Origin of the sequence: Paraburkholderia megapolitana, assembly GCF_007556815.1 — a bacterium.
Taxonomy (GTDB): Bacteria; Pseudomonadota; Gammaproteobacteria; order Burkholderiales; family Burkholderiaceae; genus Paraburkholderia; species Paraburkholderia megapolitana.
This window is the reverse complement of sequence record NZ_CP041745.1, coordinates 4,182,621-4,206,482: the sequence shown is the minus strand read 5'-3', so window position 1 is coordinate 4,206,482 and position 23,862 is coordinate 4,182,621. Positions and strand designations below refer to the sequence as shown.

The 23,862-nt window shown below is 63.1% G+C and carries 23 protein-coding genes; 11 read left to right on the top strand and 12 right to left on the bottom strand.

The annotated features are described in order from the left end of the window. Positions 1-13 precede the first annotated feature (13 nt). The 3 genes from FNZ07_RS33815 to FNZ07_RS32215 all read left to right on the top strand — a co-directional run bounded on the left by FNZ07_RS33815 (position 14) and on the right by FNZ07_RS32215 (position 944). Positions 14-229, top strand: coding sequence for a hypothetical protein (locus tag FNZ07_RS33815; protein WP_096722311.1), 216 nt, complete (start codon positions 14-16; stop codon positions 227-229). Further along, positions 213-473: a hypothetical protein gene (locus FNZ07_RS32220; RefSeq protein ID WP_091017429.1), complete on the top strand. Its 261-nt coding sequence runs from the start codon at positions 213-215 to the stop codon at positions 471-473. The genes FNZ07_RS33815 and FNZ07_RS32220 overlap by 17 nt, the downstream gene beginning before the upstream one ends. Positions 474-548: 75 nt before the next feature. Continuing rightward, positions 549-944, top strand: a complete 396-nt coding sequence (locus FNZ07_RS32215) for a VOC family protein (protein WP_091017432.1) — start codon at positions 549-551, stop codon at positions 942-944. A 39-nt stretch (positions 945-983) separates the two neighbouring features. Here FNZ07_RS32215 and FNZ07_RS32210 read toward each other — a convergent pair whose 3' ends face one another. The 3 genes from FNZ07_RS32210 to FNZ07_RS32200 are packed head-to-tail and all read right to left on the bottom strand — an operon-like array spanning position 984 to position 3,998. Next, positions 984-1,919 (bottom strand): DMT family transporter, encoded by a 936-nt coding sequence (locus FNZ07_RS32210; RefSeq protein ID WP_091017625.1) that lies wholly within the window; start codon positions 1,917-1,919, stop codon positions 984-986. A 32-nt stretch (positions 1,920-1,951) separates the two neighbouring features. Continuing rightward, a complete protein-coding gene (locus FNZ07_RS32205) occupies positions 1,952-3,271 on the bottom strand; it encodes an ATP-binding protein (RefSeq protein WP_091017434.1) in 1,320 nt (439 codons plus the stop codon). A 1-nt stretch (position 3,272) separates the two neighbouring features. Further along, on the bottom strand, positions 3,273-3,998 hold the full coding sequence (locus FNZ07_RS32200) for a response regulator (RefSeq protein ID WP_091017436.1): 726 nt from the start codon (positions 3,996-3,998) through the stop codon (positions 3,273-3,275). A gap of 172 nt (positions 3,999-4,170) precedes the next feature. On the opposite strand from FNZ07_RS32200, the gene FNZ07_RS32195 reads away from it, so the two are divergent. The 3 genes from FNZ07_RS32195 (at position 4,171) to FNZ07_RS32185 (ending at position 6,584) form a co-directional block, all read left to right on the top strand. After that, the gene (locus tag FNZ07_RS32195; protein WP_245811689.1) at positions 4,171-4,944 is read left to right on the top strand and encodes a MipA/OmpV family protein; all 774 of its coding nucleotides are present in this window, start codon (positions 4,171-4,173) and stop codon (positions 4,942-4,944) included. Between the two features lie 43 nt (positions 4,945-4,987). Further along, positions 4,988-6,244, top strand: a complete 1,257-nt coding sequence (locus tag FNZ07_RS32190; protein WP_091017630.1) for an SDR family oxidoreductase — start codon at positions 4,988-4,990, stop codon at positions 6,242-6,244. A 130-nt stretch (positions 6,245-6,374) separates the two neighbouring features. After that, positions 6,375-6,584, top strand: coding sequence for a hypothetical protein (locus FNZ07_RS32185; protein ID WP_091017440.1), 210 nt, complete (start codon positions 6,375-6,377; stop codon positions 6,582-6,584). Between the two features lie 150 nt (positions 6,585-6,734). Here FNZ07_RS32185 and FNZ07_RS32180 read toward each other — a convergent pair whose 3' ends face one another. The 3 genes from FNZ07_RS32180 to FNZ07_RS32175 all read right to left on the bottom strand — a co-directional run bounded on the left by FNZ07_RS32180 (position 6,735) and on the right by FNZ07_RS32175 (position 9,652). Further along, positions 6,735-8,399 (bottom strand): NRAMP family divalent metal transporter, encoded by a 1,665-nt coding sequence (locus tag FNZ07_RS32180; protein WP_091017443.1) that lies wholly within the window; start codon positions 8,397-8,399, stop codon positions 6,735-6,737. Between the two features lie 66 nt (positions 8,400-8,465). Further along, a complete protein-coding gene (locus tag FNZ07_RS33810; protein WP_170275867.1) occupies positions 8,466-8,627 on the bottom strand; it encodes a hypothetical protein in 162 nt (53 codons plus the stop codon). Positions 8,628-9,367: 740 nt separating this feature from the next. After that, positions 9,368-9,652, bottom strand: a complete 285-nt coding sequence (locus tag FNZ07_RS32175) for a hypothetical protein (protein ID WP_091017445.1) — start codon at positions 9,650-9,652, stop codon at positions 9,368-9,370. Positions 9,653-9,791: 139 nt separating this feature from the next. Between FNZ07_RS32175 and FNZ07_RS32170 the strand changes: the two genes are divergently transcribed. Together FNZ07_RS32170 and FNZ07_RS32165 are read left to right on the top strand one after the other, a co-directional pair. After that, entirely contained in the window at positions 9,792-10,661 is an 870-nt protein-coding gene (locus tag FNZ07_RS32170) for an NAD(P)-dependent oxidoreductase (RefSeq protein ID WP_091017447.1), read from the top strand. A gap of 68 nt (positions 10,662-10,729) precedes the next feature. After that, a complete protein-coding gene (locus FNZ07_RS32165) occupies positions 10,730-11,362 on the top strand; it encodes a LysE family translocator (RefSeq protein ID WP_091017449.1) in 633 nt (210 codons plus the stop codon). 268 nt (positions 11,363-11,630) lie between these two features. On the opposite strand, the gene FNZ07_RS32160 is transcribed toward FNZ07_RS32165, so the two are convergent. The 5 genes from FNZ07_RS32160 to FNZ07_RS32140 form a co-directional block, all read right to left on the bottom strand. Continuing rightward, positions 11,631-12,458 (bottom strand): OmpW/AlkL family protein, encoded by an 828-nt coding sequence (locus FNZ07_RS32160; RefSeq protein ID WP_091017451.1) that lies wholly within the window; start codon positions 12,456-12,458, stop codon positions 11,631-11,633. A gap of 259 nt (positions 12,459-12,717) precedes the next feature. Then, the gene (locus FNZ07_RS32155) at positions 12,718-13,941 is read right to left on the bottom strand and encodes a DUF2957 domain-containing protein (RefSeq protein ID WP_091017454.1); all 1,224 of its coding nucleotides are present in this window, start codon (positions 13,939-13,941) and stop codon (positions 12,718-12,720) included. 113 nt (positions 13,942-14,054) lie between these two features. Next, complete coding sequence (locus FNZ07_RS32150; protein ID WP_091017456.1) at positions 14,055-15,533, bottom strand: DUF2957 domain-containing protein; 1,479 nt, start codon at positions 15,531-15,533, stop codon at positions 14,055-14,057. A 486-nt stretch (positions 15,534-16,019) separates the two neighbouring features. Beyond that, positions 16,020-16,967 (bottom strand): N-acetyl-gamma-glutamyl-phosphate reductase, encoded by a 948-nt coding sequence (gene argC / locus FNZ07_RS32145; protein WP_091017458.1) that lies wholly within the window; start codon positions 16,965-16,967, stop codon positions 16,020-16,022. Between the two features lie 187 nt (positions 16,968-17,154). Beyond that, on the bottom strand, positions 17,155-17,757 hold the full coding sequence (locus tag FNZ07_RS32140) for a YbhB/YbcL family Raf kinase inhibitor-like protein (RefSeq protein WP_091017460.1): 603 nt from the start codon (positions 17,755-17,757) through the stop codon (positions 17,155-17,157). 247 nt (positions 17,758-18,004) lie between these two features. Between FNZ07_RS32140 and FNZ07_RS32135 the strand changes: the two genes are divergently transcribed. Further along, on the top strand, positions 18,005-18,709 hold the full coding sequence (locus FNZ07_RS32135; RefSeq protein WP_091017632.1) for a response regulator: 705 nt from the start codon (positions 18,005-18,007) through the stop codon (positions 18,707-18,709). A gap of 117 nt (positions 18,710-18,826) precedes the next feature. Here the strand turns inward: FNZ07_RS32135 and FNZ07_RS32130 are convergent, their stop codons facing one another. After that, a complete protein-coding gene (locus FNZ07_RS32130) occupies positions 18,827-19,513 on the bottom strand; it encodes an orotate phosphoribosyltransferase (protein WP_091017462.1) in 687 nt (228 codons plus the stop codon). Positions 19,514-19,784: 271 nt separating this feature from the next. Between FNZ07_RS32130 and FNZ07_RS32125 the strand changes: the two genes are divergently transcribed. Beyond that, positions 19,785-21,047, top strand: coding sequence for an MFS transporter (locus tag FNZ07_RS32125; RefSeq protein ID WP_091017634.1), 1,263 nt, complete (start codon positions 19,785-19,787; stop codon positions 21,045-21,047). A 348-nt stretch (positions 21,048-21,395) separates the two neighbouring features. Continuing rightward, on the top strand, positions 21,396-23,681 hold the full coding sequence (locus tag FNZ07_RS32120; protein WP_091017464.1) for an NADP-dependent malic enzyme: 2,286 nt from the start codon (positions 21,396-21,398) through the stop codon (positions 23,679-23,681). Positions 23,682-23,862 lie beyond the last annotated feature (181 nt).

Here is a 23,862-nt window from a genome sequence, read left to right as displayed (position 1 = left end):
CAGGGGGTGTATCATGAAAAGAAGAACGCCACGGCAGCTGGTCCGTTTGCTTTCGGACCTCAACTACGCTGCGAGGTGTACGGCTTTGCGGTCAGCGGCGGCAAGCAGGGAGCTCGAGCGCACGCTGAACGACAAGGAATGCGAGGAAGCGCTGGAAATCGATGACGGGCAGGACGCTTCGCAGGACATAACGCTCGTCCGGGGAGCCCACCGTGAAAACCTCCAGTGAGCACTCGTTGCGCTTTCTCGTCGAGAAATGGCTTTCGCCGGGGCCGTCGGCGCCTATTCACGTGATCGAATTCAGCCGCACGCGCTGGGACCATCGGCGGTATGTCTGCGTCGAAGCCGTGCATGCGAGCGGTTCGCGCGCGCTGTTTTTCTTTCGCCACGACGACGGATGCTGGTGTGTGTTTCCGCCTACGCCCGACAAGCTGCGGCACGCGGAAGAAATGCTGGCGCTTGACGACGCGTAGCGCAAGGCGTCGATCGATCGAGCGACGCGGCATGGCCTGGTATCATCGTGAGGCGGTATCACACGGAGACAGGCCATGTTCAGTCACATCACCGTCGGCACGCGCGATCTCGATCGCGCGATCGCTTTCTACGACGCGGCACTCGGTCCGCTCGGCATCCGGATGCTGGCCCGTCGCCATAACCCGGAGCGTGCGCTCTACGCCGCTATGGACGCGCCCGACGGCGCGCTGTTCTCTGTCTACACACCGATCAATGGCGAACCCGCGACCGCGGGCAACGGCGTAACCGTCGCGTTCGAAGCGACGAGCCGCGCGCAGGTCGATGCGTTCTACGCGCATGCCATCTCGCGCGGTGCCACCGACGAAGGACCGCCCGGTCTGCGCCTCCACTACTCGCCGAATTACTACGGCACCTATATCAGGGACCTGGACGGCAACAAGCTTTGCTGTGTGTGCCATCGCGCGGCATAGCGCACGTCGCTGTAATGCGAGGAAGCGCAGCAGCGCAACTCAGACCGATTCCGCCGCCGGTACGCTGCGCCGCGCAGTCGCGAGCGGCATGATCTGACACACGATCAACCCCGCGAGCATCAACACACACCCGATCAGCGCGCGCGCCGCCAACGTTTCACCGAGCACGAGCCATCCTGCGAGTGCGGCGAACACACCTTCCATGCTGAAGATCACGGCTGCGTGCGCGGGCGTTGCGTCTTTCTGCGCGACGACCTGGATCGTGTATGCGACGCCAACCGACAGCGCACCGCCATACAGCAGCGTGGGTGCAGCCCGCACGATGTCGGCAATACGCAGCGGCTCATACGCGAGCGCGATCGCCAGACACACCACCCCGCACGTGACGAACTGCACCAGCGCCAGCGCAAGAGGATCGTGTCGTCGCGCGAACCGGCCGACCAGCAGGACCTGCGCGGAAATCACCGCTGCGCCGGCCAGCTGATACCAGTCGCCGTACAGGATCGAGAAGTGTTCGTCGACGCTAAGGAAATACATGCCGAGCACGGCGAGCAGCGCGCCGAACCACGTGCCGAGACCGGTCCGGTGGCCGGCCAGCACGCCGATCAACGGCACGATCATCACGTAAAGCGAACTGATGAAGCCGGCGTTTGCGACTTTCGTATAGCGTAGGCCGATCTGCTGCATCGAGATGGCGACGGCCAGCAGCAAGCCGAGCAACACGCCGGCGCGCAGCAATGCAGCGGTATCGTGTGTTGTCGTGTGCGGCACACCGCTTGCCGTGCGCCGTGCCCGCAGGAACGCCACCAGGATCAGCACGACGCCCGCGCCTAGCAGGAAGCGCAGGCCGGTAAACAGAAACGGCCCGATCGTATCGAGGCTCAGGCGCTGCGCGACGAACGCGGAGCCCCAGATCATCGCGGCGATCAGCATCAACAGATTGGCGCGGAGGTGTTTGCGGGTATCGGCTTTCAAATCGGACTTCAAATCACAGTTTCTGTATAGCGTTACGCCGCTTGGGCGGAATCCGCAGTCGGCAACGACATGGGCGGTAGCGTGATCACGAAGCGTGCGCCACCCCATGAGCCGTCGTCGAGGTGCACTTCGCCGCCATGTACGAGCGCCACGCGCCGCACGATCGCGAGGCCGAGGCCGAAGCCGCCCGTGTGGCGATCGCGGCTGGAGTCGAGCCGATGAAACGGTTCGAAGACGCGCGCGCGGTCTGCAACGGGAATGCCGGGGCCGTCGTCCTCGACGGTGAGCACCAGCGAACCGGCCGTGCCCATCGACGCACGCAGCGACACCGAGCGATGCGCGTAGCGCGTGCTGTTGCGAATCAGATTCAGCAGCGCGCGAGCAACGAGCTTCGGATCGCACACATGATACGCGGGCGCCCCGGCCGTCGTCACGGCAAGTGTCAGCCTACGGTCGGCGACATCGTGCGCGATGCTCGCGGCGACACTGTCGAGCAGTTCGCCGACCGAGACCTTCATCAGCACCATGTGCCGTTCGCCCTGTTCGAGGCTGCTCAACGTCAGCAGCTCGGTGACGAGGTCGTCGAGTTCGCGCACGTCCGCACGTAGCGCTTGTTGCCGTTCGCGTTGACGTTCGGCGGATTCCGGCGATTGCAACAGCGCGAGCCCGAATTCGAGTCGCGCGAGCGGCGTCTTCAGTTCGTGCGAGATGCCGTGCATCATGTCGCGCTGGTGCAGGATCGATGCTTCGATCTGGCGCGCCATTTCGTTGAACTGCTGCGACAGCTCGTAGATGTTCGACTTCCCCGACAGTTGCGCGCGGGTGGCGAGGTTGCCCGCGCCGAACGCGTGCGCGGCTGCCTGCAGCTTGCGCAGGTCGCGCCAGTGGTAGTGCACCCATATCATCATCGCAAGCAGCGTCGCGAGCGCGACCACGATGTACGCGTAGATCTGGATGCCGAGGTTCGCCGTATCGTCGGGATGCGCATGGACGATCGTGCCGTCCGGCAGCGGCAGGTAATAGTCTTTGGCGTCGAAGCTCAATACCAGCTTGCCGGCGCGTAGATCGCGCAGCTGTTCTTCGTTCATCAGCGGGATGACGTCACGCATTGTGAGCAGACTGAAACCCTCGCTGCCATGTGCCTGCAGCGCTGCAAGCGCAGCCGCACGTTCGGGACCGGCGTGACGCTGCAGATAATCCGTCAGCACGAAAGCGTAGGCTTTCGTGCTGTCACGCGCATCCGCAGTGACACGGTCGTGAAACAGCTGCGGAAACGAATGGTCGATGAACGCGATGGCAAGGGCGCCGCCCAGCACCACCAGCAGATACAGCTTGATCAGCGAACGGAACATGTCACTCTTCCCAGGCCGACGGGCTGAACAGGTAGCCCCGGCCCCAGATCGTCTTGATCTTGTGCGGCTCCGGCGATGCATCCTCGAAGCGGCGCCGCAGTCGCGAGATGCCTGAATCGACAGTACGGTCGATGCCGTCGAACTCGATACCGCGCAACTGCTTCAGGATGTCGTCGCGGCTCAGCACCTTGCCGGCGGCGCGCGCGAGGATCAGGAGCAGGTTGTATTCGGCGGTTTTCAGCTCGACCAGCTGGCCGCGCCAGGTCACGGTGCGGTTGGGCGGCGAGATCGTCAGTTCGCCAAACACCAGGGTTTCGCCGGCGTCGGTTGCGACTGCGCTTTCGCGCGGTGCGCGCCGAAGCAGCGCGCGCGCTCGCGCAACCAGCACGCGTGGTTCGATCGGCTTGATGACGTAGTCGTCGGCGCCGATTTCGAGCCCGGCAATCTGGTCGAACACGTCGACGCGCGCGGTCAGGATCAGCACCGGCACGCACGAAAACGCGCGGATGCGCCGGCACACTTCCATGCCGTCCATGTGCGGCAGCATCAGATCGAGGATCACGAGCGCAGGCTTCTGTTCACGCACCGCGGCGACGGCGATGTCGCCGCGTCGCACGATCGTCACTGCGAATTCGTAGCTGCCGAGGTATTCGGCGATGAGCTGGGCGAGGCGATCGTCGTCCTCGATCAGCATGACCGGATGCTTGAGCGGTATCGTTTCTTCCATTGTTTTCTCCCCCGCTGAAGCGCCGATTTTATCCGGCCCCGTACGCGCGAGGGGCAGGCCGGACACTCTTGGACATTTCCACACAATTGCGCACAAATTCAAAGGGTTTCGAGACAGACGTGGGTACGGGCTATCCCTAGACTGCGGCATTCCATCCCAAAAAGACCTGACCGTGCGCAAACGTCTCCTGCATTGCTGTGCCCCGCTGCTTGGCCTGACCTGCGTATCTGCCGCTCACGCGGAGAATACCTACCTGTTTTCGCTCGCCACCGGCGTGACGTCGCGCTATGAAGGCAGCCGCGACTATCGGCCGATTGTCGGACCCGCGTTCGCCGCGCAATTCGGCAACGGCTTTTTCATCAGCACCACCGACGGTGCAGGTTATCGCAAGGACTTCGCCAACGGACTGTTCGTGTCGGCAGCGCTCAGCTACGACGACGGCCGTGCCGACGAAAACCGCTTCGACCGCCCCGGTTCGGACTACCTGAAGGGGATGGGCAACATCCCGGGTTCGTTGCTTGTTTCGGTGCAGGCCGGCGCGCATCTGTTCGGCAGTTCGACTATCAGCGTCACGCTCGATCAGCCGCTCACGCATACGACGCGCGGTATCAGCGGCCACGTCGATCTGACTGTGCCGGTACTGCAGACGCCAACCAACGACATCAGCATCACCGGCAGCCTGCATGCAGGCAGCGGCCGCTATACGCAGACCTTCTTCGGCGTGACCGACGCGCAAGCGGCGGCCAGCCGCTTCCAGTCGTACTCGACCAAGGGCGGATTCGATCACGCGACGATCTCCGCGGCCTGGAACTACACGTTCTCGCCGCGCTGGTCGTTGAACACCTCGGCCGGACTCACGCGCCTTGTCGGCTCGTCGAGCAACAGCCCGATCGTGCAGACAAAGAACAACTGGTTCGCGACGACGGCCGTCACCTATCGATACTGAGCAGCGACGGCCCCGGACCGCCGCCGCTCAAATGGAGTTCGCGATGTTTGCCTGGCAAACCCCGCTGTCGACCACATGGAAGGACAGCCTGACTTCTTCGGCGCGCACGCATGCAATCGGCGTCGACTCGCTGGTGTTGACCGGCGCGACCGGTTTTATCGGCGGCAGTGTGCTGGCGACGCTGGTGAACGCGGGATTGCTCGACCGCGTGATCTGTCTCGTGCGTGGTACGAGTGCAGCGCATGCGCTTGCGCGGCTGCGCATGTCGGCGGTGCGCAGCGGTTTGCCGCGTTATCGCGCGGAACGTCTGACGCAGGCGAACGTTATCGTCGGGGAACTGGGCGGTGAATTCTCGGCCGCCGACGAAGCACGGCTCGCCGGTGCATCGCACGTGATCAACTGCGCGGCGCCGGCGTCGCTATCGACGCATGCGCGTCAGCTCGACATGAACGTGCGCGACACGCTGCGCTTCGCATCGCGCTTCGCGTGCAGCAAGACGTTGCAGCGCTTCGTGCATGTGAGCGCGGCGATGGCGTGCGGCACGCGCTGTAGCGCGGTCGTGCCGGAATCGCTATTCGGCTATGGCGAATCGCGGCATCTGGTGCCGCACACGCAGATTCAACGCGAAGCGGAGCGGCTGCTGCGCTTGACGTACCCGCGCCTGCCGATGGTGGTCGTGCGCCCCTCGACCGTAGTCGGGCACACGGTGCTCGGCACGTCGCCGTCGGCGCGCAGCTTCTGGGTGTTTCGCGTCGTGCACGCCGCGCGTCGGTTTGCGGCGCGCGCAGTGAGCCGCATCGACGTGGTATCGGTGGACGATTGCGCGCGTGCGCTGACGTTGCTCACCGTCAAGCCGAGGCTTGCGTACGACACGTATCACGTGTCCGCCGGTGCTAACGCGGCGACCATCACGCAGATCGTCAATGCAATGGACGAAGCGACGGGCACATCGGGCAAACGCTATTCGATGTGCGCACCGCGCGAGTTACGGGCCATTGCGCGCGAGACAACCGGCGGCGAGCGGGCACCGCATAGCCACCTCGTGGAAAGGGCGCTCGGGTTGTACGCGGGCTTCGCGCAACTGGACTACGTTTTCGACAACCGGCACCTGCGCGAAGAGATCGGTTTCGACCCGTTGCCGTTCACCGATTACCTGAACGAGTGCGTGCGCACATCGCAGGGAATCGGCATCGTCGAGCAGATGAAACGTGACTTTGTCCGGCCTGTGACGGGCTTTCCAGCGCAAGAAAGCTTTTTGAAAGAAACGTGTCTCCAGGAAAATACATATCGACTCTTATGAGATGACAAACCGCCTACGCTGCGTGATACTGCCCGGCGGGGAATCGGCCGACGCAACGCCGCCGGGTCCGCTTCACCGTTCTGCTGTTCCATCCAATTTGAAACGTCGTTCAGGTCTGGGGAATAAACATATGAAGAAGATCATTGCCTCGCTCGCAACCGTCGCAGTGGCGCTGGTGTCCGTTCAAGCTTTCGCACAGGCATCGGACGCAGCTGCGCCGGCCGCCGCTGCCAGCACGCCGAAGAAGCATCACAAGCAACTGAAGCACCACGGCAAGCGTGCCAAGGTTGAAGAGGCAGCATCGGCTGCCGGTACCGCCGACAAGGGTACGCAACAGTAAGTCGAACGCTGTGCCGGCGCGTCCTTGAACGGTACGCGTGTAGTAGACCGGCGCGACGCGTTTCAGCAAAAAGGCCAGAGCGTTTGCTCTGGCCTTTCTGTTTTTGCTTTCTGTGCCGCGTGCGTGAGCGTGCGCGGCAGAGATGCACAGTTACTGCAGCGCCATTTCAACGACCTTGACGAGCACCAGTGCAACGGCAATCACCAGGTAACCGCGCAGCACACCCATCCAGATCCGCTTGCTGAGCGTGAGGTTCGGCGCCGGCAGTTCATTGAGCGGCGGCATGCGCCACGTGTCGCGTGTGCCTTTTTCCAGCGATGCCGACAACGCATCCGCCCATCCGTTGATGCCGCGCTTGCGCAACGGTATCGCGATCGCAGCGACGGCCAGCGCGAGCGCCGTACCGCCGCCGAGCACTTCAAGGATCGTTTCGCCCGTGATATCCGGGTACATAACCGATGCGGTCAGTACGATCGACAGCATCACGAGTACCCAGATCACCGCGCCGGTAAAGACGTTCAACTGGGTCGAATTGACCCACGGTCCGAGCACTGCACGATCGTTGCACAACAGCAGCAGGAACACCGTTGCGCTTGGCAACAGCACACCGGCGAGCGTCTGCACGGCTTCCGTCAACAGACCGAGCGGGCTGCCGGGAATCAGCACGAGCGCCGCGGCGAACGCGATGATGCCGAAGTAGACGAGGTAGAAGCCCTTCGCGTCGGACACACCGCGATGCAGCGAGTGGCGGATGCGGAACACGTCGCCGATTGCGTAAGCGGTCGAGAGCGACACGGCAGCTGCACCGATGATGCAGGCATCGAGCAACGCCACCGCGAAGATCACCGCGGGCCACTTGCCGACGTACTTGTCGAGCCCGGCGATTACGCCGCCCGCATCGGTGAAGTTACCGAACTCCGGTCGGCCCTGGAACAGCGCTGCACAGAACGAAATCATCGCGACGGCGCCGATCATCACGAACGCGATACCGATCCACAGGTCCGCTTTTTCGTACTTCATGAAGCGCGGCGTGATGCGCTTGTCGACGATGTAGCTCTGCTGGAAGAACAGTTGCCACGGTGCGACCGTCGTCCCGACGATACCGATCACGAGCAGCATCACGTCGCTCAGCTTCGAGTGAGCGGGCCAGTTCGGAATCAGGAAATCGCGCGTCATCTGGCCGACCGGTGGATGGATCGAGATCAGCACGGGTACCAGCAGCAGGCTCAACAGACATAGCCCGAGCGCAAAGCGTTCGAATCTTCGGAAGTTGCCGGTACTGACCGCAGCTCCAGTGAGCAACGCAGCGATGATCACGCCGGGGATCTTCGGCACGCCGAGAAAATCGAGCGCAAACGTGATGCCGATGAACTCGGTGACCAGTGTCAGTGCGTTCAGGATGAACAGATCGATGACGCTAAAAGCGCCCCAGAATTTGCCAAAGCGCTCGAAGATCAGCCGTGCGTGACCGACCCCAGTGACCGCGCCGAGCCGCAGCACCATCTCCTGATTCACGAACAGGACGGGAATCAGGAGAAGGAGCGTCCACAGCAGCGTGGTGCCGTAGTTCTGGCCGGCTTGTGTGTAGGTGCCGAATGCGCCGGCATCGTTGTCGCCGACCATCACGATGAGGCCGGGGCCGAGGATCGCGAGCAGCGTACGTACCCGTGCGAACCAGGTGTTACGTGGGGCGATGTCGTGGCGCGCGATGGTGCCGAAGGCACCCTTGATGTCGCCGAGATGCGCTTCGTCGAGGACGGCGCTGCGCTCGAGCGCAGCATTGCGTGGTGGTGAAACCTGGGTTGGCGTGGACATGATGTCGTTCTCCGAAGCGTGAGTATTGTTTTCGCGGCCGTTGCCGGCCGCGTCGTGTGATGTGTTTTATCGACGCCGCACTTTCAACGCAGCGCGAACTGCGTTGAATGCCGTCGCAACGGACGCGCGCAAACCGCGGTGGCGCGGCTCCAGCGACAGCATGTCGTTGTAGTGGGTACGCGCTTCTTCGATGCGCGGCAGTTGTGAAACGAGGAGAGCGAATTGCATGGCGATTCCTCCGGTAAGACGTCAAAACGGGCGCGCAGAAAGCCGGCTGCGCCGTTTCACGTACGGCCGCGCCAAAGGGAGGCGGCGACCGGAAGAATGCGGCGGACTTTCCGTCAGGCGACGCGCAGTGCAGCGCAGGGGCTGCTCATGCGCCGCGAGTGCGTGCGGCAATAAAAGCGAGAAGGGCAAGAGTCACTAGAGTCACTGTCAGGCATGACGGCCTCCTCTGCGCATGTGCATGTGCGCAGGTACGTTGATCCACACGCCGGTCCCGCGACAACGCGGATGACGGGCGTGACGACGCAGCGCAACGGGCAATGCCCGCAACGCCAGACCGGCCATGACGCATACGCGCAAACGCACGTATGCCGTAACGGCAGCGGTCAGTAAATGTGCACGGAGGAGTACTGCGGATACTGCTACGAGTAACTACGGCGCGCACCGTTTGCCCTTTGGGCAAGACGGCGGCTAGGGAAGAGACTTAGCGCGGGACGTCCTGCCTGTCAGGCAGAGAAACCTGTCGAAGATCGACTACTGCTACTGTCCAAGGCGTTCGCCCCTTTTGTGATAACAGCGGGATTTTAGGCACTCGCCAGATGGCAAGTCAATGAAAAATACTTGAGCAGTTGAATTTTTTTCTTACGGTCAGCTTGCTCAAGAGTCCTGCATGAGTTCGTGCCGCCGGTCATCGTGCTGCCTAACCCCATACGCCGGCGCCCGGCTTCGCGAGATGTTTCGGGCTACGACGCATCGGCGGCAAGACCGCGCTTGATGAGTTCGTCGAGCAGGCCGTTCATGCCGCCCGGGTGTGCGGCCGCGCGCGTCTTCAATTGCTCGACCAGATTGCTTTCGAGCTTGCATGCGAACGGCACGAGCCCTTGCGCCTGATCGAGCTTGCGCTGCTCGCGCCGGTCGAGCGCAGGCGCCGCTGCGCCTTTGCCGAAACGGTCGGCGGTGGCCAGCTTCATCGCGTTGTTCAGTTTCAGCGCCTTGTTCTTCTCAAGGTCGGTCTTTTTCATTGGCATACGGATTGTCTCTACGGAAAGAATAAGTCCGCATTGTACGCATCGCGGCCACCGGTAGCGGCGACGCGCACGCGGCGTGTCACTGCAGGCGTCACACGGCTGTGCTTTACTTTCGTTTTTCGCAGATTGGGAGTGACAGATGGACATCGGTTTTATCGGTCTCGGTGAGATGGGCACCGCGATGGTCGCCAACATGCTGAAAGCCGGCCATCGCGTACGGGTCTGGAACCGCTCGCCGGAACGCGCGCAATCGCTGGCACAGGCCGGCGCGCAGGTCGTCGCGACGCCCGCCGAGGCCTTCGCCGGCGACGCCGTGTTCTCGATGCTCGCCGACGACACCGCATTGCGCGAAGTCGTCAGTGCAGGCCTGCTGGAAGGCGCCGCGCGCGGTCTGATTCACGTGAACATGGCCACCATTTCGGTGACGCTAGCCGAAGAACTCGCGCACGCCCACGCGGCACGCGGCCTGCACTATGTCGCCGCGCCCGTCATGGGACGTCCCGACGTTGCCGCCGCCGCGAAGCTGACGATCATCGCCGCGGGGCCTGCCGAAGCGATCGACCGTGTGCAGCCGGTGTTCGACGCGATCGGCCAGAAGACGTGGCGCATCGGCTCGCTTGCGCAACAGGCGAACGTTGCCAAGCTCGCGGCCAATTTCATGCTGGCTTCGGCCGTCGAAACGCTCGGCGAGGCGTCGGCGCTGCTGGGCGGCCACGGCGTTGCGATGCAGGACTTTCTCGACATCATCACGAGCAGCGTGTTTCCCGGCCCGGTTTATCAGGGGTACGGGAAGATGATCGCGGAGCAGCGCTACGAGCCCGCGCTCTTCAAGGCGCGTCTCGGGTTGAAGGACGTGCGGCTCGCGCTGGCGGCGGCCGAACTCGTCTCGACGCCGCTGCCGGTGGGCAGCGCCGTGCGCGACAGCCTGCTCGAGGCGATTGCGCACGGCGACGGCGAGAAGGATTTTGCGGTGCTGGGCAAGGTGGCGGCACGGCGGGCCGGGCGCTGAGCCGGCTCGCCCGCGATGCACCGTACGCGGGCATAATGGCTGCCCATTCGTTCTTCTGAAGCGTTGCCATGAGCCTGCATACCTGGTGGCTGTTCCTCGCGACGGTGTTCGTCGTGTGCGCGATTCCGGGCCCGAACATGCTGTTGATGATGACGCATGGGGCGCGGCACGGGCTGCGCCGCTCGAGTGCGACGATGGCTGGCAGCCTGTCCGCGCTCGTGTTGATGCTGGCAGTGTCGGTGGCGGGGCTCGGCGTGTTCCTGAAGGCATGGCCGGCGATGTTCAACGCGCTGCGGATCGCCGGTGCGGTGTACCTGGTCTATCTCGGCGTCAAGGCGTGGCGCGCGCCCGCTGTCGAAGCGTCCGCGCCATCCGCTGACCTGCCGGCGACGCACTTCCGCTCGCGCGCTGCGCTCTTTCGCAACGGCTTCCTGGTGGCGAGCAGCAATCCGAAGGCAATCCTGTTCGCCGCCGCGCTGCTGCCGCAATTCATCGACGCCGCGCGCCCGGTGCTGCCGCAATTCGGCATCCTCGTGGCCACGCTGTCGGTGATCGAGGTGAGCTGGTATTGCGTATACGCGGGCTTTGGTTCGCGGATCGGCGCGCATCTGAAGAGCCGCAACGTCGCGAAGGCGTTCAACCGGCTAACCGGCGGTGTGTTCGTCGGTTTTGGCGCCATGATGGCGCTCGTACGGCACTGAAGAGGGCTGGAGCGGTGCGACGCACCATCCCGGAATAGCCTGTATTTGTTACCGAAGAGCAATTTTAGAGCATGGATTCAGACAAAAATGTTGCGTCGCACCACGTGCTTTGCTATAGTTGGAACTGTCTCCTCCATGTCTCCTGATATGGATTCAGCCCGCCAAACATGGCGGGCTTTTTTTCGTCTGGAGTTTTTGCATGGGGGGCGGCCGCGCCCGCCATGCTGCGCTTAGGCACGCGGCGCGCAGGGCGCACGCCGCGTCACGCTCAGAACTTGTACGACAGCGCGAGGAACGTGATGATCGGGTCGGCTTTCAGCTCGGCCTTGCTCACGCCGAGTTCGCTGCCGTCCGCGGCCTTGATGATGACCGACGAGGTCGTCTTCAACGGGATGTAGGTCACCGATGCCACGACGCCAAAGTTCTTCGAGAGGGCGTAGGTCGCGCCCACGTTGAACACCGGCTGCCATGACGACGACGCTTTCCCTTCCACCGAAGTCAGCCCCGGTTTGCCGGCGCCCGCGGCGAGAATCGAGCCGAGGTTGTTCTGCGTCGACGTGACGAAGTTGTTGTTCAGCTGGATGTCGGAGAACCAGTTGTACGACACGCCGATACCGACGAACGGCCGGAATTTCGAGGTCGCCGAGTTGAAGTAATACTGGAATATCACCGCCGGGCTCCACTGCCGCACGCTCTTCACGATCGGGTTCGCGGGCCCGTCGCTGAGGTTCTGGCTACCGAGCGCGCCGGCCGGTCCAGGCGGCTTGATCGTGCCGTGACCGGACAGCTTGAACACCGGCGGCACGCCAGCCACCGACGACACGGCGATGTGGTCAGTAAAGAAGTGGCTGATGACGAGGCCGAGCGTGTCGGCGTTGTTAGTCGACAGCCCCGTGCCGGGTGACGTGAACGAATTGGGCAGCCGCAGCGGCCCATTGATCGGCGTCTGTGCGACACCGGTTGTCAACGGCCCCGAGTTCGGGTCGAGCGGTGCGACGTGAAACCAGCCGAGTGCGACGACGTTATCGCCCGCCTGCTGCGCGTAGGCACCTGCCGACAGGCAGGCGGCCAGCGCTGCCACAATAATTCTTTTCATCTTTTTCCTCTCCTTGTCGACCGCAGTACGCGCTTTAGCGCTGACTCCGGTCCCATGCACAGCGGTCGATCGGCCTCGATGCTTTAGCGTTTATTCCAGCCGCTTTGGCACCTGTTCCGACCTCATGCGGGCTTCCTGCAGCGCAAGTCACTGCGGCTTCCGGTTGCCCGCATTCCCCCGGCTCCTTACCCGCCGCTACTGGGGCGGCGGGCAGGGAGGCGTCATGTGGTTGCGCTCAGGATGCGTGTGCTGCATCCCCTCACTGGACAAATGCGCCGACGGTGAAGTACGGGGCCGACGGCGTCGTCAGATCGAGGTAGCCGAACACGCCGCCCGTGAAGATGAACTTCCCGGTTGGTGTGCTACCTGCTGCGGCGCTCGTTACCGACGACGTCACGATGCCCGGTACGGTCTGCGCGTAGTTCAGGTTCAGCGCCGTCGCGAGCGATGCCTGCGAAGGCTGGAACGGATCGAGCAACGTCGCTTGAGTACCTGCAATGGCTGTCGTGCGATAGTCGAACTGGCTGTCTACCCCGATGTACTCGCCGTCCTGCGAACCGCTGGCGATGGTCGTCTGCGGCGCGAGGATCGAGATACCCGATTCGTCGTCCGCGTACGGGCCTGTCGGCGACGAACTGGCCGCGCCCGTGCGGACCAGGATCGGCACGTTCTGGCCGCGCAGCTTGCCGACGATCATGTAGCCCTTCGCTTGCGGCGTGGCCGACAGCGTCGGTTTGGCCTGACCGAGGAAGCCGTTGGTGACGAATGCACCGCTGCCATCCGGCGACTGCGTGAAGTTCGAGCCGGCTTGCTGGGTGATGCCCGCGTTGACACCGCTAATGTCGGTCTCGGTCCACGTGCCGTCGGCGTTGATGACGATCGTCGAATTGACGGCCACCGGCGCGAAGGATTGCGACGGAATCTGGTGGTAGCCGACCTGGTTGTACGTGCCCGCTACGTTGGCCAGGTTCGTTTCCAGACTCGAGAAGCCGATGAACGGGTAGTACGGGAACTTCGTGTCAGGCACTGCACCGGTGCCGAGCACCCCGCCGAACGAAATTTCCGCCCCCGGAATCGTGCCGCCCGCAACGCCTTCACCGATGAAGACACGCGCGATACGGGTTGGGTCGAGGCTCGCGCCGTTCAGACGGTAGGCGCACTGGTTCAACTTCTGCGTCGGCAGCGTCGTTTCCTGCGTCATCGTGCCGCTCGCCGTCTGGCCTGCGCGGGTCGGCATGACCGTACCCACCGTGGCCGGAACCGGTGATTCGACATAGCTGACCTGCCAGGTCATCTTCGTCGTGTCGATCTGCAGCTTGGCGAGTTCGCCGTCGCCGCCGCCGCCGGTGTAGACCGTGGTGTAGTCGAGCGTAGCCGGACAGAGCCTGACCTCCGGTGTCGGCGGTGGATCGTTGCCGCCACCGCTACACGCCCCGAGAAGCGGCGCAGCAAGAGCGAGCGCCGAGACGATTTTCCATTCCATACCGCGCCTCCTATCCTATGTTTTGTTTGTGAGCAGCCAGCTCCCTGTCCAGCCGCCTCTTGCTTTAATTAACTGCTGCCACTGTCCCCGCCTGCATCGCGGCTATTTGCTATCTATTTGCTGATTTGGGCTCCGACGCCGAAGTACGGCATGTTTGGCGTGGCGTTCGGAATGGCGGACGTCGGGGTAATCCCGCTGTTCACCGAATCGTTCGAGTTACCCTGGATTTCAATCGCATAGAGACCACCTGAAGCGATCGCATAGCCCGTTTTGCTTGACGACACAGTGACGCCGATGAGCCCGGGGCTCGACAGACCGTAGTTCAGGGTGAACCCGTCTTCGGTTTGCGACGTGCTCGGATTAAGGAACGAGGCCGTCGTGCCCTGGACCAGCGTCGCCGTGTACTTGAAGTTGGAGTCGGCGCCGACGTAACCGCCGTCGAAGCCGCCTGATGCGATCGGCGTCGCTTTTGCTAGCAGCGAGATGCCGGATTCGTCGTCGATCTGCGCGTCGGTGTAAAGCGGTGCCGTACCAAGGTTGATGAAGCCGGTGCGGACTATGAGCGGAACCGTTGCGCCGTTGATCTGGCCGAGCACCATGTGCGCAGTACCGGATTTTCCGCTCGCTCCGACGATCGGTTTTTTGAACTGCGGCAATAGTTGCGGGGCCTGTTGGCTATCGAAATAACCGTTGCCGTTTAGCGTCCATGCTGCGCCTGTCGTCAAGCAGCCGGTCGAACTGGCAGAGCCACCCGTGGGGGCTGCGCTAGATGACGTACAGCCGCCGTTCGCGTCGAAGGTTTCGATCGAATTGGTCGCTATCGTCTGGTAACTTGCCGACGGCGCGAGGTGGTACAGCAGGCCGTTATAGGTACCAGGCAACTTAGAGATGTCAGTGGTTGTGCTCGCGAAGCCGAGGAATGGATAGAAATCGAAATGCCGGTTCGGCACCTGGCCCACGTTGCTGTAAAGCGGGACGCCTAGCACGTCGATATTCAGACCGTTGAATTGAACCGTCGCCCCAGGAATCCCACCACCCGCCACCCCAAGACCCACAAGAATCATCGGCGGATTAGCCTGATTGAACGAAGCCGCGGTGCTGTAAGTCGAGCCGTCGACCGAAGCTGTCCCGCTGCCAGGCGTGAGGATGAACGCGCAGCGGATCTGTTCGGCGGTCGGCAGTGCGCCGGTAGGCGGATGCGCCACGGCGCCCGTGATCTGCACGCCTGCACGCGACGGCGTTACCGTGCCGGTGTGCAACGGAATCGGAGACTCGAGCCACTTCAGCGTGTAGGTCATCGCTTGCGCGTCGATGTTCAACGACACCACTTCGCCGCTGCCCGCACCGCCAAGGTAAGTGCTCTTCACGATATCGCCAGTCGCAGGACACAGCGCGCCAGCGGTGGTGCTGGAGCCGGAACCACTACCTGAGCCCGCGCCTGACGTAGGCGGACCCTGTACGCCACAACTCGCTCCCGAGCATTGAGCGGAATTGATCGGTCCTGGATTGCCGGCGTTACCGCCTCCACAGGCGACCATCAGGGGCGCTGCGCAAACGGCTAGAGCAACGCCTCTGAAAATGGCGTACGACATGCTGCTGTCTCCCTTCTTTAATTGTGCGATGTAATTTCGCCGCGCTTAAAAGGGCTGTCAATTGATAGAACCGTCTAAAAAGATCGATTCAAACAACTCTTGATTCGCGCAACTCGCACTACAGCGAGCGTGCCGGGCCTTTTAAACAAAAAACGATTTTTCAGCGAACACACAACATCGTTGCTTTGCAGCACGCGCCTGTCGGGCAACGGCGCCGGCAAAATGGCTCTATCATCTTCGAACGATCGTTCGTGAAAAAGCCAGTGCTTTCCCTAAGACGAAAAAACTATGCGAAGCGAATCGGAAGTGAGGAATGAATTACCGGCCGGTAATCATGCGGGATGATTAAAGACTATTTGGGTTTTTACGGATCGGCGGGTTAACGCCAATTCGATAACGCGTAATTGCGGGCAAAAAAACAGCCGGCATTTTGAAAGCCGGCTGCGGGTTCGAAACGATTCTTGCCGGATCTGTCCGGCGTCTCGATTAGCGTTTCAGACCGGTGTCTTCGGTGACGCCGATGCTCAGGTTCATGCACTGGATCGCCGCGCCCGATGCACCCTTGCCGAGGTTATCGAGCCTCGCGACGGTGACGAAGTGCTCGTCGTTGCCGAACACGAAGAGGTCGACGCGATTGGTGTCGTTGGCTGCCTGAACGTCGAAGAAGCCGTCGTCGAGATTCTCGTTCGCATTGAACGGCGCAACGTTCACGAACGCTTCGCCGGCGTAGTACTCGGCGAACAGCGCCTGCACGTCTTGCGGCTTCGCGTTCTTCGCGAGTTGACCGGGCGAGAAGTACGTCGTGACCGCGAGACCCTTGTAGAAATCGCCGACGATCGGTGTGAAGAGCGGTGCCGCTTTCAGACCCGTATGCGCGGCCATTTCCGGCAGATGCTTGTGGGTGAGCGCCAGCGCATAGGCCCGCGGGCTTTTCAGCTTCGCATTGCCGGCGGCTTCGTACTCGGCAATCATTTTCTTGCCGCCGCCGCTGTAGCCGGTGATCGAGTAGCTGTGCGCGGCGAAATCGGCTGACACGATGCCGCCTTCCACGAGCGGGCGCATGGCCAGCACGAATGCCGATGCGTGACAGCCCGGCACGGCGATGCGCTTCGAGCCGCGAACCCGTTCGCGTTGCGCGCGGTTCAGCTCGGGCAGGCCGTAGGCCCAGTCGGCGCTGGTGCGAAACGCCGTACTCGCATCGATCAGCACCGTGCGGTCGTTGTCGACGAGCGTGGCCGATTCGCGCGACGCAACGTCGGGCAGGCACAGGAACGTCACGTCCGATGCGTTGATGAGACGGCGACGTTCATCGAGATCCTTGCGCTTCGCTTCGTCGATACGCAGGATTTCCACGTCGGCGCGCGCTGACAGGTATTCGAAGATCTTCAGGCCGGTGGTGCCTTCCTGTCCGTCGACAAAAACTTTCGTGCTCATCTCATTCTCACTGGCTAGCTGGAAGACGGGCGCCGTAGCGCCGGACCGACATTTTAAGACCGTTTGGCCGGGCGGTGCGACGATGTGTGCAGCAGTCGGCAAAAAAACACGTTATGCGCGCAGTTGCGTGCCGTTGACGGCGCATTCGCGGGGCATCGACGGCATTCCATGTGCTGCAACGTCGATGCTAGCGGCCGTAAGTGACAGTCATGCGTGCATAGCCGAGCGTCGCCGTCGAGATCTCGTGATCGAACATCAGCGCAGGACGCCCTTGCGCGAGCCGCAGGTCGACGGTGTCGAGCGCGTAGACGGTGACGATGTAGTGGTGCGGCTTGCCGGGCGGCGGGCAGGGGCCGCTGTAGCCTTCGTCGTCGAAATCGTTGCGCGCCTCGACGGCGCCGAGTTTCTTCAGCAGACCCGATGCGCTCGCATTCTCAGGCAATTGCTCGACCGTGGCGGGAATTCCGGCGACCGCCCAGTGCCACCAGCCGCGGCCCGGCGCATCGGGATCGAAGACGGTGACGGCGAAGCTGCGCGTGCCGGTGGGCGGGTCTTGCCACGACAGTTGCGGCGAGCGGTTGCCGCCCTTGCAATCGTCCTGGCCGTACACCTGGGCGGCGTCGACGGTGCCGCCGTTGTGAAAGCTTGCACTGGTGAGCGAGAACGGTCCTTCGGCGAGCGCATGTGGGCCGTGGGCGGTGACGAGCGCGAGGCCGAGCAGCAGCAACCCGAAAGACGGCAACCGTGGACGGGGCGACGCAAGCGAAACGACCAGGTAGCGCGGGCGCATGTGCCGGTTCTCCTCAGAAGGGCGTGCAGCGATCTTCGATCATTGTCCCTATTTTCTGCCCCGAACGCGATTGGCGTCCAACATTCCGCGCGGAAAGGCTCGCAGGCAGGCTCCCGGCCAATGAGTTCGGCTATAGTCTGGCGAACAAATCGATTGATTGCTTTTTCGATCGCATCCGTCGAGGACGGTGAGCGCATCGAACGAACGCCCGGGGTAAGCAGTGCGACAGAGCGAAAGAAAGCGCGCGATTCAGCTGCCGGTCAAGGTCGTGCTGGCCGACGACCATCCGGTGCTACTGGTGGGTGTCGAGCAGGCACTTCAGGCGTTCCCGGATATCAAGGTGGTGGCATGCGTGCGCCAGTCGACCGATCTGATCCACGTGCTGCAGAACACGCGCTGCGACGCGCTCGTGACCGACCTCGCGATGCCCGGCGGTCAGTATGGCGACGGCCTGCCGCTGATCGTCTATCTGCGCCGCCACTTCCCCACGCTGCCGGTCGTCGTACTGACGATGCTCGAAAACGTCGCGCTGCTGAAGCGACTGCGCGAACTCGGGGTGCTGGGGATCGTGAGCAAGTCCGATGCGTTGAGCCACGTCGGGCTCGCGGTCCTCTACACGACTCGCGGTAGCGAGTATCTGGGCCCCGCGGTCGCGGCATCGCTCGATGCAACGCGCCCTGGCAGCGATCGCAACGCCGCCGAAGCGATGCTGTCGACACGCGAGCTCGAAGTGGTGCGGCTGCTCGTGTCGGGTATGACGCCCACGGGAATCGCCGCACTGCTGAAGCGCAGCATCAAGACCATCAGCACGCAAAAGAAGGCCGCCATGCGCAAACTCGGGCTGGCGCACGACGCGCAGCTTTTCCAGTACGCGCAGCACAACGGGCTGTTGAATCTGTCGCCGCACATGCACATGTCGGAAATCGCCGACGATCAAGCGAGCGCTCCGTAGCCGGCAGCGGACCGGCTTCAAAAAGAAAGGCCGCCTGTCGTGACTCGTGACGACGGGCGGCCTTGCGTTTTTGCTACGGCAGTGGCCCGCCACTACCGGGCCGGAACTTCGAAACGCTTACTGCGGCGCAGCCGTCGCCCCGCCGTGCGCAGCGGACCATTCGGCCGGCGCGTGCAGGAATTTCTCGACTTCGTCGAGCGTCTTCGTTTCGAAGTAGCCGGCTTCCTTCGCGACACGCAGGACGTCCCACCACGTGGCGAGCGCGTGCAGGTCGACGTCGATGTCCTTCAGGACCGACACGCTTTCCTTGAAAATGTTGTAGTGGAACAGCACGAAGCAGTGGTTCACCGTCGCGCCAGCCGTGCGCAGCGCATTGATGAAGTTGATCTTGCTGCGGCTGTCGGTGGTCAGGTCTTCGACGAGCAGGACGCGCTGGCCTTCGGTCAGCAGCCCTTCGATCTGCGCGTTGCGCCCGAAACCCTTCGGCTTCTTGCGCACGTATTGCATCGGCACCATCAGCCGGTCGGACAGCCAGGCGGCAAACGGGATGCCGGCTGTTTCGCCACCGGCGACGGCGTCGATCTGCTCGTAGCCGACATCGCGCAGGATGGTCGCTTCGGCCATGTCCATCAGGCCGCGGCGTACGCGCGGATAGGAGATCAGCTTGCGGCAGTCGATATAGACCGGGCTCGCCCAGCCGGACGTGAAGATGTACGGTTTCTCGGCGTTGAAGTGCACGGCCTGCACTTCGAGCAGCATGCGCGCGGTGGTGTCGGAGATCGTCTGGCGATCGAAGCCTGTCATGGGCGGATCCTTGGTATGAGCGGGAGGGTGGGCGCGGGGCCCGATGGCGCGGCAAATGGTGCTCGGGGCATTCGGGCGGCGTTCCGGGTCTGGCGACCGGGCGGAACACACGGCCCGGTATGTGAGACCGGTTTGCTGCGCGCGTAGGCCGACATTTTACCCGATTCGGGTCGGAGGCAGAAGGTCGCGTTGAGCCGGCATGCATTACACTCACGCGATTTTCATGGTCCGGCGCGCGCATCGATCGTGTCGCGCCGACAAGGTGTCCTCGATGAGCGTCGTTCCGTCTTCTTCCCCTTCGTCCGTTCCTGCCGTTACCGTACGGCGTGGCCATGCCGGCCGCGCGCTGCTCGCCTCGGTACTCGGCTACGCGATGGACGGCTTCGACCTGCTGATCCTCGGCTTCATGCTGCCGGTCATCGCGGCCGATCTGCATCTGTCGTCGGCCCAGGCCGGTTCGCTCGTGACGTGGACGCTGATCGGCGCCGTAGCGGGCGGTCTGATCTTCGGAGTGTTGAGCGATTATTTCGGCCGGGTACGGATGCTGACGTGGACGATCCTGATCTTCGCCGTGTTCACCGGACTCTGCGCGCTTGCGCAGGGTTATGCGGATCTGTTGCTCTACCGGACGATCGCGGGCATCGGGCTCGGCGGCGAATTCGGTATCGGCATGACGCTCGTCGCCGAAGCGTGGCCGGCCGAGCGACGGGCGAGGGTGTCGTCGTATGTCGGGCTCGGCTGGCAGCTCGGCGTGCTGGCCGCGGCGTTGCTGACGCCGCTGCTGCTACCGCTGATCGGTTGGCGCGGCATGTTCGCGGTCGGCCTGCTGCCCGCTGTCGTGTCGTTCGTCGTGCGGCGGCGCGTCGAAGAGCCTGCACTTTTCACCGAGCGCGCTGCGCACCGCCGCAGCACGACCGGCAACGCACGCCGCCCGCTGCCGCTCAAAAGCCTGATCGTCGATCGGCGCAGCACCTGCGCGAGCGTCGGCATCGCGATCCTCTGCTCGGTGCAAAACTTCGGCTACTACGGCCTGATGATCTGGCTGCCGAGCTATCTGTCGAAAACCTTCGGCTATTCGCTGACGAAATCCGGTCTATGGACCGCGGCAACGGTTGTCGGAATGGGCGCGGGCATCTGGCTGTTCGGCATCGCCGCCGACCGGTTTGGTCGCAAGCCGACGTTTCTCGCCTATCAGGCCGGCGCCATCGTCATGGTGTTCGTCTATGCGCAACTCACTACGCCGCTCGCGCTGCTGGTGGGCGGCGCGATCATGGGGGTGTTCGTCAACGGGATGATCGGCGGATATGGCGCGCTGATTTCCGAGCTGTATCCGACCGAGGCGCGCGCCACCGCGCAGAACGTGTTGTTCAACATCGGTCGCGCGGTCGGCGGTTTTGGGCCGGTGGCGGTTGGCGCGCTTGCGGCACGCTTTTCGTTCGGTGTCGCGCTCGGCATGCTCGCGTCGATCTATGCGCTGGACATACTGGCGACGCTTTTTCTGATTCCCGAACGTCGGGGCGCCGCGCTGGAATAGGGCGCGTACGCCACATGTTGCGCTTCGGCACGCCGCACGCCACACGCGGCGTATCGGCATGTCGCACGGGGAACGGAGCCGCCCGCCAACCCGCCGCCGCAAGATGATCGGCGCCCTTTGCACAGCCGCCTATCCGTTATAGCCCCAGGCGCCGCGACACGCCTGCGGTGTACACTAACCGACCCGCATCTCCCTGCGTCATCTGCCTTCCGCCGAGGTTCAATGCCGCGCCCAACCGGCGCACGCGCGAACCGCCGCACAGTCGACTACCCCCTCGATACATGCAAGCGAAAAGGCCCTCATGACGCGATGCGCTGGACCCAATTTCTCTCGCCTCGCAGGCCAAAAATGGACGAACAACTGAAGCAAAGCGCTCTCGCGTATCACCAGAATCCGAAGCCCGGCAAGATCTCGGTCACGCCGACAAAGCCGCTATCGAACCAGCTCGATCTGTCGCTCGCGTACTCGCCGGGCGTCGCTGCCGCGTGCATGGCGATCTACGAGGAACCGCTCGACGCGCAGAAGTACACCTCGCGCGGCAACCTCGTCGGCGTGGTGACGAACGGCACCGCGGTGCTCGGCCTCGGCAACATCGGACCGCTCGCCGCGAAGCCGGTGATGGAAGGCAAGGGCTGCCTGTTCAAGAAGTTCGCGGGCATCGACGTGTTCGACATCGAACTGGCCGAGACCGACCCGGACAAGCTCGTCGATGCGATCGCGATGCTCGAACCGACGCTCGGCGGTATCAACCTTGAAGACATCAAGGCACCGGAGTGCTTCTACATCGAGAAGAAGCTGCGCGAGCGCATGAAGATTCCGGTCTTTCACGACGATCAGCACGGCACCGCGATTATCGCGTCGGCGGCGATTCTCAATGGTCTGAAGGTGGTCGACAAGAAGCTCGACGAAGTGAAGCTGGTCTGTTCTGGCGCGGGTGCTGCAGCGATCGCGTGTCTGGACCTGCTGGTGCACCTCGGGCTGTCGAAGAAGAACGTACTCGTCGCCGATTCCAAGGGCGTGATCTACGAAGGACGCGGCAATCTCGATCCGTCGAAGGAACGTTACGCAGCGAATACCGATGCGCGCACGCTGGCCGACGCGATTCGCGGTGCCGATGTGTTCCTCGGCTGTTCGAGCGCCGGCGTGTTGAAGCCGGAAATGGTCGTGGAGATGGGCACGCGCCCGCTGATCCTCGCGCTCGCCAACCCCGAGCCGGAAATCCGTCCGGAAGACGCAAAGAGAGTGCGCCCGGACGCGATCATCGCGACAGGCCGTTCGGACTATCCGAACCAGGTCAACAACGTGCTGTGCTTTCCGTTTATTTTCCGCGGCGCGCTCGATGTCGGCGCGACGACGATCACGGAAGAAATGAAGCTCGCCTGCGTGCGCGCGATCGCGGAACTCGCGGAAGAAACCGATCAGGGCGATGAGGTCGCAAAAGCGTATGAAGGGCACTCGCTGGAATTCGGCCCGGACTACCTGATTCCGAAGCCGTTCGATCCGCGCCTGATCATCAAGATCGCGCCTGCCGTCGCGCAAGCCGCAATGGATTCGGGCGTGGCGACGCGACCGATCAAGGACATGGACGCGTACCGCGAGGAACTCGGCACGACGGTGTACCGCACGGGCATGGTGATGCGTCCGGTGTTCGCCGCGGCGAAGTCGGAGCCGGCGCGCATCGTGTTCGCGGAAGGCGAGGACGAGCGCGTGCTGCGCGCGGCGCAGTTCGTGCTGCTCGAGAAGATTGCCAAGCCGATCATCATCGGCCGGCCGGCGGTGATCGAGATGCGTCTGCAGAAGATGGGCTCGAAGCTCAAGTGCGGCGAGGACTTCGAGATCGTCAATCCGGAAGACGACCCGCGCTTCCAGAAATGCTGGCAGGCGTATCACGAGATCGGCGCGCGCGAGGGCGTGACGCCGGAGCTCGCGAAGGCCGCGATGCGCAAGTCCAACACGCTGATCGGCGCGATCCTCGTGCGTCTCGGCGACGCGGACGGCATGATCTGCGGGATGATCGACAACTATCACAGCCACCTGAAGTTCGTCGAACAGGTGCTCGGCAAGGCGGAGAACGTGCAGAACTTCGCCGCGATGAATCTGCTGATGCTGCCGGGCCGCAATCTGTTCATCTGCGATACGTACGTCAACGAAGTGCCGACTGCCGAGCAGCTCGCCGACATGACGATCCTCGCCGCGCGTGAAATCGAGAAATTCGGTATTACGCCGAAGATCGCGTTGCTGTCGAATTCGAACTTCGGCAGCATTCCGTCGGCTTCGTCGCAGCGCATGGCGACGGCGCGCAAGCTGATCGCGGAACGCGCGCCGACGCTCGAGATCGACGGTGAAATGCACGGCGATGCGGCGTTGTCGGAGGCGGTCCGCAAGGCCGCGTTCCCGGGCTCGACGCTGAGCGGCGAAGCGAACCTGCTGATCATGCCGAACGTCGAGGCAGCGAACATCACGTACAACCTGCTGAAGATGATCGGCGGCGATGGCGTGACAGTTGGCCCGTTCCTGCTCGGCGCGGAAAAGCCGGTGCATATCCTGACGCCGGCTGCAACCGTGCGCCGGATCATCAACATGACGGCGGTTGCTTCGGCTAACGCGAACGTGCAGCGGGCGGCGGCGAAGTAATCGCTAGTTAGTACACGTTGTACGTCCAGCTCAAAAGGCCGGACGCGTAGCAAAAGAAAAGGGCGCTGCGTCGGCTTCGACGTAGCGCCCTTGTTTCATGCACGGTTCTAACGGGATCACTGCGGGCTTGTGCGACGAACCGCTCGTCATCCCGTTCCGGTCCGCGCCAATTGAAAGTAAA